The sequence below is a fragment of the Streptococcus sp. oral taxon 071 str. 73H25AP genome (assembly GCF_000146755.1).
Taxonomy (GTDB): domain Bacteria; phylum Bacillota; class Bacilli; order Lactobacillales; family Streptococcaceae; genus Streptococcus; species Streptococcus oralis_T.
The window spans coordinates 714012-726857 of the sequence record NZ_GL397254.1 but is presented as its reverse complement, the minus strand read 5'-3'; the positions used below and the strand labels follow the sequence as shown (position 1 = coordinate 726857).

Below are 12846 nucleotides of genomic sequence, written 5' to 3'. Positions count from 1 at the left end.
CGTGTGGAATTCTACTCTCTCATATCATCAGGAGGAGTCAATGACTTTTGCATCCAAACGATATCATGCCATTTTCCAAACTTATAGCCAATCTCAGGGAAATGAGCTACTTGTTCATAGCCCCTCTTTCGGTGAAGTAAAATGCTCCTATCATTTGGCAAAGCGATACAAGCTAAGAAGCGTAAGTAACCCCTAGACTCTAGTTCTTCCTCCAGACAGTCATAGAGTAGACTCCCTAACCCTCGACCTTCGGCTTCTTGATGCAAGTAAATTGACACTTCAACTGACCAATCATAAGCCCTCCTATCATAATAGGTGGAAGCATAGGCATATCCCAAAATTTTTCCTTCTTCCTCTAGCACTAGATAAGGATATTTAAGCAAGGTCTTTTGGATTCTTCTTTGAAATTCTTCAACACTTGGCACCTCATATTCAAATGTAATGGCTGTATTAAGGACATAAGGAGCATAAATAGCAAGCAGGTCTGGAATATCAGACTCCCTTACTGTTCGAATCTTTGGCATATATTCCTCTCTCTAAAATCGAAAATGAGCTCGGATAGCTTTTCCAAACTCATTTGAATTCAATTAAACTATTAGAACAATCCTAGAACGGTTCCGTCACTTTCAACATCCATATTGAGAGCGGCTGGACGTTTTGGAAGTCCTGGCATGGTCATGACATCACCTGTTAAGGCAACTATAAAGCCTGCACCCAATTTTGGTACCAACTCACGAATGGTAATTTCAAAATTTTCTGGAGCTCCGAGTGCATTCGGATTGTCTGAGAAACTATATTGCGTTTTAGCCATACAGATTGGCAATTTGTCCCAACCATTCTGAACGATTTGGGCAATTTGCGTTTGAGCTTTCTTCTCAAAGTTCACTTTGCTACCACGATAGATCTCTGTAACAATCTTTTCAATCTTTTCTTGAACAGAAAGGTCGTTGTCATAAAGACGAGTGTAGTTGGCTGGATTTTCAGAGATAGTCTTAACAACCGTTTCAGCAAGCGCTACGCCTCCTTCTGCGCCATCAGCCCAGACACTAGCCAACTCAACTGGAACATCGATTGAGGCACAAAGTTCCTTCAAGGCTGCGATTTCAGCTTCAGTATCAGAAACAAATTCGTTAATCGCAACAACTGCAGGAATACCAAACTTACGGATATTTTCAACGTGGCGTTTCAAGTTAGCAAAACCTTCACGAACTGCCTCCACATTTTCCTCTGTGAGAGCGTCTTTAGCTACGCCACCATTCATCTTAAGGGCACGAAGGGTTGCGACGATGACAACTGCATCTGGAGATGTTGGCAAGTTTGGCGTCTTGATATCAAGGAATTTCTCAGCTCCAAGGTCCGCACCAAAACCAGCTTCAGTAACTGTATAATCAGCCAAGCGAAGGGCTGTGCTTGTTGCCAAGACAGAGTTACATCCATGAGCAATGTTGGCAAATGGACCACCATGTACAAAGGCAGGTGTACCATAAATTGTCTGAACCAAGTTCGGTTTAATGGCATCTTTCAAGATCAAAGCCAAGGCACCTTCAACCTTCAAATCACCTACAGAAACAGGGGAACGGTCGTAGCGATAGCCGATAACGATATTAGCCAAACGGCGTTTCAAGTCCTCGATATCCGTCGCCAAGCACAAAATCGCCATGATTTCAGAAGCGACGGTAATATCAAAACCATCCTCACGTGGAATACCATTTAGAGGACCGCCAAGACCAACAGTCACATGGCGAAGAGCACGGTCGTTCAAGTCCACAACACGCTTCCAAAGAATACGACGTTGGTCAATTCCCAGCTCGTTTCCTTGGTGCAGGTGATTGTCAATTAAAGCAGAAAGAGCGTTGTTAGCAGTTGTAATGGCATGCATGTCTCCAGTGAAGTGGAGGTTGATGTCCTCCATTGGCAACACTTGGGCATAACCACCGCCAGCAGCACCACCCTTAATCCCCATTACTGGACCAAGAGACGGTTCGCGAATGGCAATCATCGTTTTCTTACCAATTTTGTTTAAGGCATCCGCAAGACCAATGGTAATAGTTGATTTCCCCTCACCAGCAGGTGTTGGGTTAATGGCAGTAACCAAGATTAATTTTCCAACTGGATTGCTCTCAACTGCACGAATTTTATCAAAGCTGAGTTTAGCCTTATACTTCCCGTACAATTCCAAATCGTCGTAAGAAATACCAAGTTTCTCAACAACATCAACGATTGGCTTTAACTCAATGCTCTGTGCGATTTCAATATCTGTTTTCATAGCAAACTCCTCTAACCTCTAATATGATAACTCATTATAACACAAAAAAAGTTTTTTCACATACAAAAAGCTTAGTAAAGTTTATAAACATAAAGTTTTAAGGCCGATTTTAGTCGTCTTTTTTACTTTTTATAAGTTTTTATATCCAAAAACTATAATCTTGCTGGAAAATTAGATAAAAAAACAAACGCTTTCTTTTGATTCTATTTTATTTTTTGGTACAATAGTCCTATGAAAATTTTAGTTACGTCAGGCGGTACAAGTGAAGCAATCGATAGCGTCCGCTCTATCACTAACCATTCTACAGGTCGCTTGGGAAAAATCATCACAGAAACCTTGCTTGCTGCGGGGCATGAAATTTGTTTGATAACAACTCACAGGGCTCTTAAGCCAGAAGCTCATCCCAACCTAAGCATTCGAGAAATTACCAATACCAACGACCTTCTTCTGGAAATGAAGGATTGTGTTCCAAATTATCAGGTCTTAATCCACTCTATGGCTGTGTCCGACTATACTCCTGTTTATATGACGGGGCTTGAGGAGGTACAGGCTAGCTCCAATCTAGAAGACTTCTTAAACAAGCAGAATCATCAAGCTAAGATTTCTTCAACTGACGAGGTTCAGGTTTTATTCCTGAAAAAAACACCCAAAATCATCTCTCTAGTCAAGGAATGGAATCCAGCTATTCATCTGATTGGTTTCAAACTGTTGGTTGATGTCTCTGAAGATTATCTCATAGAAATTGCTAGAAAAAGCCTTATCAAGAACCAAGCAGACTTAATCATTGCAAATGACCTCACTCAAATTTCAGCAAATCAGCATCGCGCAATCTTTGTTGAGAATGATCATCTTCAAACTGTTCAAACCAAAGAGGAAATTGCAGAACTCCTCCTTGAAAAAATTCAAACCTATCATTCATAGAAAGGAAAGACATGGCAAATATTCTCATTGCAGTGACAGGTTCCATTGCCTCCTATAAATCAGCTGACCTGGTCAGTTCTTTGAAAAAACAAGGCCATGATGTCACTGTCTTAATGACCGAGGCAGCGAGAGAGTTTATCCAGCCTTTGACACTACAGGTACTCTCACAGAATCCAGTTCACCTTGATGTCATGAAGGAACCCTATCCTGATCAAGTCAATCATATCGAACTAGGTAAAAGAACTGATCTTTTTATCGTTGTCCCTGCTACTGCTAATACCATTGCCAAACTTGCGCACGGTTTTGCGGATAACATGGTGACAAGCACAGCGCTTGCCCTACCAAGTCACATCCCTAAACTCTTAGCGCCAGCCATGAATACAAAAATGTATGACCATCCGGCAACCCAGGCTAATCTAAAAACATTAGAGACCTATGGTTATCAGATTATCTCTCCAAAGGAATCTCTACTGGCCTGTGGCGATCACGGCAAAGGCGCCCTGGCTGACCTGAATACTATTTTAGAAAGAATAAAGGAAACCCTCAATGAACAAACGCTCTAACATTGCTCCAATTGCTATCTTTTTTGCAGTTATGCTCGTTATCCACTTTTTAACTTCTCTCCTATTTAACCTTTTCCCATTTCCAATCAAACCAACTATCGTTCATATTCCAGTCATTATTGCTAGTATCATCTATGGTCCTCGGGTTGGGGTTACACTTGGTTTTCTTATGGGACTATTGAGCTTAACGGTAAACACAATTACCATCCTTCCAACCAGCTACCTCTTCTCACCATTCGTACCGAACGGAAACATCTATTCTGCGATTATCGCTATTGTCCCTCGCGTTTTGATCGGTCTGACACCTTACTTAGTTTATAAATTATTAAAAAACAGAACGGGTCTCATCTTTGCTGGTGCTCTCGGTTCCCTTACCAACACCGTCTTTGTCCTCGGGGGAATCTTCTTCCTTTTTGGAAATGTCTTCGACGGCAATATCCAAAAACTCCTGGCAACAGTTATTTCTACAAACTCAATTGCCGAGCTTGTCATCTCTGCCGTTCTAACAGTAGCAATTGTCCCACGTCTCGAAACCTTGAAGAAATAAAAAAAACAACTCCACTTTCGTCCTGAAGGTGGAGTTTAGTAGTTAAAACGTAAGAATTAAGTTCCCAGTATTCTTTACCACATTTAATCAAATATTCCTTAAAAACGCTAATGCTTCTTGACTTAACTGATTATTTATTGTACTATACTTATGTATATACAGATAAATGGAGGTTCTTATGGATATACGAAAAAAAACGCAGTTTATGACCATGACTGCCCTACTCACTGCAATAGCGATTTTGATTCCAATCATTATGCCTTTTAAAATCGTTATCCCACCGGCTTCTTACACCTTGGGAAGTCATATCCCCATCTTTATCGCCATGTTTCTTTCGCCTTTGATGGCTGCTTTTGTGATTATTGCTTCTAGTCTTGGCTTCCTGATGGCAGGCTATCCCATGGTTATCGTCCTGCGCGCCTTCTCTCACATAGTTTTTGGTACTTTGGGGGCTTTGTACTTAAAGAAATTCCCTGAAACCTTGGATAAACCAAAGACATCTTGGATTTTTAACTTTGTTTTGGGTGTTGTTCATGCTATCGCTGAAGTAATAGCTTGTATCATCTTCTATGCTACTTCAGGGACAAATGTTGAAAATATGTTTTATGTTCTCTTTGTTCTAGTTGGTTTTGGTACAATAATCCATAGTATGGTAGACTATACATTAGCACTAGCTGTCTTTAAAGTGCTTCGAAAACGTCGCTAAAAGGAAAAACTATGACAACGGATCGCAAACAAGCTCTTCTCAAACTATTAAAAGAGGCACCAAAAGCTCTCAATGGGCAAACTTTGGCTGAACACTTTCATGTTACGCGCCAAGTCATTGTACAGGATATCGCTATTCTCCGAGCAGATGGGGCTCCTATCCTATCCACTAATCGTGGCTATATCTACAAAGAAAATGATGCTAGCCCCTACGTGCACAAACTCTTTAAAGTCAAACATGAACTGGAAGAAATTGGTCAGGAACTTCTAGCTATTGTAGATAATGGCGGACGCGTTCAAAATATCTTAATCGATCATCCCGTTTATGGCGAAATTGAAACCCATCTCAAACTCACTTGCCGCCGAGATGTCCAGCACTTTCTGGAACAAGTCGAGAATTCAGACTTTAGACCCCTTTCTGAATTGACAGACGGCATCCATTACCACCTTGTTGAAGCCGAGACACAACAAGACCTCCACTATATAGAGGAGGCCTTGGATAAACTTGGTTATTTAGTAAAAGACTAGAAGGTTTCTTTCTCCCAGCCGTCCTCTGTACGGTGGCGATAGAAGAACTCAGACTTGTCAGGTGCTTCCATCATTTCTATCAAAGGCAACATATCATAGGCCAGATCCAAGTTTGGAATCTGGTCTTTTTGCACCCAAGATACCTCTCCTTCCTCTGAGGATTGGAGATTTCCAGTAAACTCTGTCGCCTTATAGCAAACGACGATGTAGCGCCCACCTGTATCTAAGGGCCAATTTTTAATACCGACCAGTTGGGGATTCTGAATCGTTAGACCTGTTTCTTCATAAATCTCACGAATGACAGACTCGGCAAAGGCCTCGCCATTCTCAACATGTCCTCCCGGAAAGGCATAGCCAGACCAGCGATTGTTTTCAGGAGAGCGATATTGCATGACTACTCGCTTATTTTCTAGATCTTCGATTAGACAGATGTTGGTTAAAATGGTTGCTTGGGCACGGGACATAGATTTGCTCGCTTTCTAAGTTATTAAAATATATCTTCATTGTATTTTTTTGGATTTCACGATAAAAGCATTAACTAAGTCATGGTATTATGATAAGATACTCTAACAGTGATAATTGTATATAATGGCCTATATTGGCAAGAATAGACGAAAGAGGCATTACAATCATTTCTTCAATTTCTTCTTTTCTAAATGTTTAGCAAGAATTAAAATGACCAATCCTAAGAAAAAGAATAGCATGTAAGTTGCGATAGGAAACCAGATGTAGCGATAATCTAGTGATAAGAGAGATGGTAAAATCCCTTTACTGTTTTTCCCACTAACTCCGAAAAACAGATGGACCACTAAACCGATACTATTAAGATAGATAAACAATCCAGCAAATCTGGTTAGAGTCATCCTTAACCTGGATAAATCTAGAAACCAATAGTCAAATATTCTGTAGACCAGACAAAAAAGATTTACATATAATGGAAAACTATAGTTAATATCTCTGTATAGTGAAGGAAGTGGGAAGCTTTTAAAACTAAAATTAATACCTAGTTCTATTCCTAAGATTAGACCAAGGACTAGGAAGAAACCTATAATTTTATGAGAATCTAGCCAATGCTGAAAACTTTCTTTCCTTGATAGATTCTTTTTTGTATTTGAATTTCTTTTATTCATTTTCACCGTTTTCTTCATATCTAGACTACTGAAATAAGGACATAGCAATTTGGCTAATTAAATTTGACTTAAGGGCCTCTCTACCCCAACGCCTTGACTTCCAACATCATATCACGTATCTGAGCTGCCAGTTCAAAGTCAAGCACTTCGACGGCTTCTTGCATTTGTTTTTCCAGTTTCTTGACGAGTTCTTTGCGCTCTTGCTTGTTGAGGCTGTTGATGTCAATTTCCTTGTCCTCTTCCTTGGTAACTGCCTTGGTTACGGCAATCAGGTCACGGATTTCTTTCTTGATTGTCTGAGGTACGATACCATGTTCTTCATTATATGCCATCTGGATTTTCCGACGGCGAGCCGTTTCATCGATAGCGCGTTGCATAGACTGAGTCATCGTGTCCGCATACATAATCACATGCCCTTCGCTATTACGGGCAGCACGACCAATGGTCTGGATGAGGCCACGTTCGTTACGAAGGAAACCTTCCTTATCAGCATCGAGAATGGCAACCAAGCTTACCTCAGGAACGTCAATCCCTTCGCGGAGCAGGTTGATTCCGACCAAGACATCAAAGACACCCAAACGCAGGTCACGGATAATCTCCGTCCGCTCCAAGGTCTTGATGTCCGAGTGCATATACTTGACCTTGATGCCCATTTCCTTGAAGTAGTCGGTCAAGTCTTCTGCCATCTTCTTGGTCAAGGTTGTGATAAAGGTTCGTTCATTCTTTTCAACACGGGCATTGATTTCGCCTAAGAGATCATCTATTTGCCCCATAGTCGGACGGACTTCCACCTCTGGGTCTAGAAGCCCTGTTGGACGAATGATTTGCTCGATCACTGTCTCGGTCTGTTCATTTTCATAGTCACCAGGTGTCGCTGAAACATAAACAATCTGATGAACGTGACTCTCAAATTCTTCCCGACGGAGAGGACGATTATCTAAAGCAGACGGCAAACGGAAACCATAATTGACCAACATTTCCTTACGCGAACGGTCTCCATTATACATGCCCTTAATCTGCCCCATTGTCATGTGGCTCTCATCAATCATAATCAAAAAATCATCAGGGAAGAAATCAAGAAGGGTGTACGGTGGCTCTCCTTCGCTTCGTCCATCCATGTGACGAGAGTAGTTCTCAACCCCGTTTGTATAACCCATCTCACGCAACATCTCGATATCATACTCTGTCCGCTGTTTCAAACGCTGGGCTTCTAGTAGTTTACCTTCCTTCTCAAAGACAGCTAACTGCTCCTCCAGCTCCGCCTGAATCTTGGCAATCGCAACCTCCATGTGATCATCATTGGTCACAAAGTGAGTGGCAGGGAAAATCGCCAAATGATCCACTTCTCCCAATACCTGACCTGTCAAAGCCTCTACTTCACGGATACGGTCAATCTCATCCCCGAAAAACTCTACTCGAAAAGCGTGTTCATCACGGGAAGCTGGGAAAATCTCCACCACATCCCCACGAACGCGAAATCTTCCCCGTTGGAAATCAATATCATTGCGTTCAAACTGTATATCGACCAAGTCATTCAAGAGTTTATCACGAGAAATCTCCAGACCTGGACGAAGACTAACAACACTATCAGCATATTCCTTGGGCGAACCCAAACCATAGATACAAGAGACTGAAGCCACGACGATGACATCGTTACGCTCCAGAAGAGCCGAAGTCGCTGAATGACGGAGCTTGTCAATCTCGTCATTAACAGAACTGTCCTTCTCAATGTAGGTATCGCTAGAAGGCACATAGGCCTCGGGTTGGTAATAATCATAGTAAGATACAAAATACTCAACAGCATTCTCAGGGAAAAATTCCTTAAACTCTCCATAGAGCTGACCAGCTAGGGTTTTGTTGTGGGCAATGACCAAAGTTGGTTTATTGACTTTGGAAATGACCTGACTCATGGTATAGGTCTTCCCTGTACCCGTCGCACCCATCAGAATTTGAGCCTTCTCTCCACCCTCGATATTGTCAACCAACCGCTCAATCGCTTGTGGTTGATCTCCTGAAGGTTCATATTTTGATACTAGTTTAAATTTATTATCTGTAATTCGATTGATCATAAGAATCCTCTCTCGATGTGCTATTCCTATTTTAGCATACTTATAGCATTTTCACGAAGAAAAGGACGGACCTAAGTCACATCCTTTCATTTTCTTTCTTTAATTGATTAGCGAGATAGACAATCAGAAGTAACAAGACTAAACTTGTCATGATAGAACCTTCAATCCCAAAAGAGCCTCCTGATAGCCAAACTTGATTGCCTTGTGGTAAAAAGGTCATCAGAGACGTTCCTGACGGTTGACCGCTAACTAAAATGCCAAAAAGATTGCCCTGAGCAAAATTCCAAGCTCCATGAATACCTGCAACACCCCAAACTGTATCAGTTTTGAGAAGGTAAAGAGCCATGGCAACTCCGAATAAGAAGAGATTCACTAGAGATAGAGGTGTTAGACCAGAATTTCCCACATGAAGCAGGGTAAAGAATATGCTAGATATGACAACAGCAAGTTTTAGATTGGTTCTTGAGGCCAATTGTGGAAGAAGCCAAGCACGGGACACCACTTCTTCTGCTGTCCCCTGTAAAATCCAAAATGGGATAGTAAAGACGACAAAAGTAAGCGAATAAGGATTCAAGCGAATGGATTCCAAACGATATTGCCCCAAGACCACCAAACCTAACAAGGTCAGAAGAAAAAGTGCCAAACCTAGGCCAAATCCTTTCAGAAGACTGCTAAGGAAATTTTCTCTATAAAATCCCAAGGTTCTAATAGATCTTTTCTCAACTTTTTTAGTCCATCTGAACACAGTGTTGAGAATAAAACCAAAGGACAGCAATGCTAAAATTAAACGAAAGTCACTTGTTTTATCCGTCAAGCTCTGCTGTAAGGTTTGCAAGTAAGTTGCAAGATTTTGACCAGTCTCTCCAAAATTTCTAGCAAGTCCGATGAGAGCTAACAAGCTAATACCATACAAAGTATATGCAACAAACTCTCCTATAAAGACAAAAACAAAGGCTAACAAAGGACTTGTGTAAATATTTAAACTCATTTGGGAAGATTGGAAGTCTTTAAATATTCTTTTATTCTTCATGTTCCCGCCCTCATTTCTTCTATTACATACTATTATTATATCATTTTATAGTAGCAATTCAAGAAGGAAAAGAAAACATAGATGTCATATTTTCTGACACAAAAATATAAAAATTTGCCTTTTCATTCATTTTCTGATATAATGGGAAAATATTCGGAAAAGGAGACTAAAAATGAAGAAAAAAATACTAGCATGTTTGCTCATTTTATTTCCCATTTTCTCACTAGGTATGGCAAAAGCTGATACTGTTAAGATTGTGTCTGATACAGCTTACGCACCTTTTGAGTTTAAAGATTCAGATCAAACCTATAAAGGGATTGATGTTGATATTATCAATAAAGTCGCAGAAATCAAAGGATGGAACATCCAAATGTCTTATCCTGGCTTTGATGCAGCTGTAAATGCAGTGCAGTCAGGTCAAGCAGATGCTATTATGGCAGGTATGACAAAAACAAAAGAACGTGAAAATGTCTTTACCATGTCTGATACCTATTATGATACAAAAGTTGTCATTGCTACCACAAAGGCGAATAAAATCACCAAATATGAGGAACTTAGCGGGAAAACAGTTGGAGTTAAGAACGGAACTGCCGCTCAACGTTTCCTCGAAAGTATCAAAGATAAATACGGTTTCTCTATTAAAACCTTTGATACAAGTGATTTGATGAATAACAGTCTAAGTGCTGGCGCTGTAAATGCCATCATGGACGATAAACCTGTTATTGAGTATGCGATTAACCAAGGACAAGATCTCAGCATCAATATGGATGGTGAGGCTGTTGGAAGCTTTGCTTTTGGTGTCAAGAAAGGGAGCAAGTATGAACACTTGGTTACCGAGTTTAATGAAGCCCTAGCACAAATGAAGAAAGATGGTAGCTTGGAGCAAATCATCCAAAAATGGACCGCTTCTACAACTACGGCAAGCCCAACGACAACTACTGCTGCTGGACAAAAAGCTACTCCCGTGAAAAGCAAGTACATTATTGCCAGCGACTCATCTTTCGCCCCATTCGTCTTTCAAAATTCAAGCAATCAATACACCGGTATTGATATGGACCTCATCAAGGCCATTGCCAAAGACCAAGGTTTTGAAATTGAGATTACCAACCCAGGATTTGACGCAGCCATCAGTGCTGTTCAAGCTGGACAAGCAGATGGTATCATTGCTGGTATGTCTGTAACAGATGCCCGTAAGGAAACATTTGACTTCTCAGATTCCTACTACACGGCTAATACCATTCTCGGTGTGAAAGAATCAAGCACCATTGCTTCTTATGAAGACCTCAAGGATAAAACTGTCGGTGTTAAAAACGGGACTGCTTCTCAAACCTTCCTTACTGAAAACCAAAGCAAATACGGCTATAAGATTAAAACCTTCGCAGATGGCGCTTCTATGTATGACAGTCTGAATACTGGATCTATTGATGCTGTGATGGATGATGAGCCAGTTCTCAAATATTCTATCAGCCAAGGTAAAAAATTGAAAACGCCAATCGCTGGAACTCCAATCGGTGAAACAGCCTTTGCGGTTAAAAAAGGTACAAATCCAGAATTGATCCAGATGTTCAATAACGGACTTGCGAACCTCAAGGCTAACGGAGAATTCCAAAAAATTCTTGACAAGTATCTAGCTAGCGAAACTTCAACTGACTCTACAAGTACGGTTGACGAAACAACTATCTGGGGCTTGCTTCAAAACAACTATAAACAACTTCTTAGTGGACTCGGAATCACCCTTGCTCTAGCTCTTATCTCATTTGCAATTGCCATTGTCATCGGGATTATCTTCGGTATGTTTAGCGTTAGCCCATACAAATCTCTTCGTCTGATCTCTGAGATTTTTGTTGATGTGATTCGTGGTATTCCTTTGATGATTCTTGCAGCCTTCATCTTCTGGGGTATTCCAAACTTCATCGAGTCGATTACAGGCCAACAAAGTCCAATCAATGACTTTGTAGCTGGTACTATTGCCCTCTCACTTAATGCGGCAGCTTATATCGCTGAAATCGTTCGTGGTGGGATTCAAGCTGTTCCAGTTGGGCAAATGGAAGCCAGTCGAAGTCTTGGTATCTCTTATGGAAAAACCATGCGAAAGATTATCTTGCCACAAGCAACTAAACTAATGCTTCCAAACTTCGTCAACCAGTTCGTTATTGCTCTTAAAGATACGACTATCGTGTCAGCTATCGGTCTGGTAGAACTTTTCCAAACTGGTAAGATTATCATTGCCCGTAACTACCAAAGTTTCAAGATGTATGCAATCCTTGCTATCTTCTATCTTATCATCATCACGCTTTTGACTAGACTAGCCAAAGGCTTAGAAAAGAGGATTCGTTAATGGCAAAACTTAAAATTGATGTAAATGATTTGCATAAGTATTATGGAAAAAATGAAGTTTTAAAAGGCATTACTACTAAGTTCTATGAAGGGGATGTTGTCTGTATCATCGGTCCTTCAGGTTCTGGTAAATCAACCTTCCTTCGTAGCCTCAACCTGCTAGAAGAGGGAACTAGTGGACATATCATGGTTAATGGCTACGACTTGACTGAAAAATCGACCAACGTCGACCATGTCCGTGAAAACGTCGGAATGGTTTTCCAGCACTTCAACCTCTTCCCTCATATGTCCGTTTTGGATAACATTACCTTTGCTCCAGTTGAACACAAATTAATGACCAAGGCCGGAGCAGAGAAATTGGGAATGGAATTACTAGAGAAAGTCGGCCTTGCTGATAAAGCACATGCCAATCCAGATAGCCTCTCAGGTGGTCAGAAACAGCGTGTAGCCATCGCTCGTGGACTTGCCATGAATCCTGATATCATGCTCTTTGACGAGCCAACTTCCGCCCTCGATCCCGAGATGGTCGGAGATGTACTAAATGTTATGAAGGAATTGGCGGAACAAGGCATGACAATGATCATCGTAACTCACGAGATGGGATTTGCTCGTCAGGTTGCCAATCGTGTTATCTTTACGGCTGACGGAGAATTCCTTGAAGATGGAACTCCAGACCAAATCTTTGATAACCCGCAACACCCTCGTCTGAAAGAGTTCTTGGACAAGGTTCTAAACGTATAAAACGAAGCT

General features: G+C 41.1%; 13 protein-coding genes. 7 read left to right on the top strand and 6 right to left on the bottom strand.

Annotated features, from left to right (window positions below; genetic code table 11):
• Positions 1 to 11: 11 nt before the first annotated feature.
• Both HMPREF9189_RS05825 and HMPREF9189_RS05820 read right to left on the bottom strand, forming a co-directional pair.
• Complete coding sequence (locus tag HMPREF9189_RS05825) at positions 12 to 524, bottom strand: GNAT family N-acetyltransferase (protein ID WP_001124393.1); 513 nt, start codon at positions 522 to 524, stop codon at positions 12 to 14.
• Positions 525 to 595: 71 nt separating this feature from the next.
• Positions 596 to 2266: a formate--tetrahydrofolate ligase gene (locus HMPREF9189_RS05820; RefSeq protein ID WP_000845251.1), complete on the bottom strand. Its 1671-nt coding sequence runs from the start codon at positions 2264 to 2266 to the stop codon at positions 596 to 598.
• Positions 2267 to 2497: 231 nt separating this feature from the next.
• On the opposite strand from HMPREF9189_RS05820, the gene coaB reads away from it, so the two are divergent.
• The 5 genes from coaB (at position 2498) to HMPREF9189_RS05795 (ending at position 5530) form a co-directional block, all read left to right on the top strand.
• Positions 2498 to 3187: a phosphopantothenate--cysteine ligase gene (gene coaB, locus HMPREF9189_RS05815; RefSeq protein WP_000699506.1), complete on the top strand. Its 690-nt coding sequence runs from the start codon at positions 2498 to 2500 to the stop codon at positions 3185 to 3187.
• 11 nt (positions 3188 to 3198) lie between these two features.
• Positions 3199 to 3750 carry a phosphopantothenoylcysteine decarboxylase gene (gene coaC, locus HMPREF9189_RS05810; protein ID WP_001274056.1) on the top strand — a complete coding sequence of 184 codons (552 nt, stop codon included), beginning with the start codon at positions 3199 to 3201 and terminating at the stop codon, positions 3748 to 3750.
• Positions 3734 to 4297: an ECF transporter S component gene (locus HMPREF9189_RS05805; RefSeq protein WP_001042727.1), complete on the top strand. Its 564-nt coding sequence runs from the start codon at positions 3734 to 3736 to the stop codon at positions 4295 to 4297. Before coaC ends, HMPREF9189_RS05805 begins: the two co-directional genes overlap by 17 nt.
• Positions 4298 to 4475: 178 nt before the next feature.
• Positions 4476 to 5003, top strand: coding sequence for an ECF transporter S component (locus tag HMPREF9189_RS05800; RefSeq protein WP_000354642.1), 528 nt, complete (start codon positions 4476 to 4478; stop codon positions 5001 to 5003).
• Positions 5004 to 5014: 11 nt separating this feature from the next.
• Positions 5015 to 5530: a transcription repressor NadR gene (locus tag HMPREF9189_RS05795; RefSeq protein ID WP_000205861.1), complete on the top strand. Its 516-nt coding sequence runs from the start codon at positions 5015 to 5017 to the stop codon at positions 5528 to 5530.
• On the opposite strand, the gene HMPREF9189_RS05790 is transcribed toward HMPREF9189_RS05795, so the two are convergent.
• The 4 genes from HMPREF9189_RS05790 to HMPREF9189_RS05780 form a co-directional block, all read right to left on the bottom strand.
• Entirely contained in the window at positions 5527 to 5994 is a 468-nt protein-coding gene (locus tag HMPREF9189_RS05790) for an 8-oxo-dGTP diphosphatase (protein WP_000085291.1), read from the bottom strand. The two genes, HMPREF9189_RS05795 and HMPREF9189_RS05790, sit on opposite strands and share 4 nt — an antisense overlap.
• Positions 5995 to 6159: 165 nt before the next feature.
• Positions 6160 to 6393 carry a hypothetical protein gene (locus tag HMPREF9189_RS12525; protein WP_025168511.1) on the bottom strand — a complete coding sequence of 78 codons (234 nt, stop codon included), beginning with the start codon at positions 6391 to 6393 and terminating at the stop codon, positions 6160 to 6162.
• A gap of 347 nt (positions 6394 to 6740) precedes the next feature.
• Positions 6741 to 8729, bottom strand: coding sequence for an excinuclease ABC subunit UvrB (uvrB, locus tag HMPREF9189_RS05785; RefSeq protein ID WP_000610405.1), 1989 nt, complete (start codon positions 8727 to 8729; stop codon positions 6741 to 6743).
• A 76-nt stretch (positions 8730 to 8805) separates the two neighbouring features.
• Positions 8806 to 9759 (bottom strand): CPBP family intramembrane glutamic endopeptidase, encoded by a 954-nt coding sequence (locus tag HMPREF9189_RS05780; RefSeq protein ID WP_000792134.1) that lies wholly within the window; start codon positions 9757 to 9759, stop codon positions 8806 to 8808.
• 172 nt (positions 9760 to 9931) lie between these two features.
• Here HMPREF9189_RS05780 and HMPREF9189_RS05775 point away from each other — a divergent pair, with 172 nt between their 5' ends.
• Together HMPREF9189_RS05775 and HMPREF9189_RS05770 are read left to right on the top strand one after the other, a co-directional pair.
• Positions 9932 to 12097, top strand: coding sequence for an ABC transporter substrate-binding protein/permease (locus tag HMPREF9189_RS05775; RefSeq protein WP_000726966.1), 2166 nt, complete (start codon positions 9932 to 9934; stop codon positions 12095 to 12097).
• A complete protein-coding gene (locus HMPREF9189_RS05770) occupies positions 12097 to 12837 on the top strand; it encodes an amino acid ABC transporter ATP-binding protein (RefSeq protein ID WP_001096332.1) in 741 nt (246 codons plus the stop codon). The genes HMPREF9189_RS05775 and HMPREF9189_RS05770 overlap by 1 nt, the downstream gene beginning before the upstream one ends.
• Positions 12838 to 12846 lie beyond the last annotated feature (9 nt).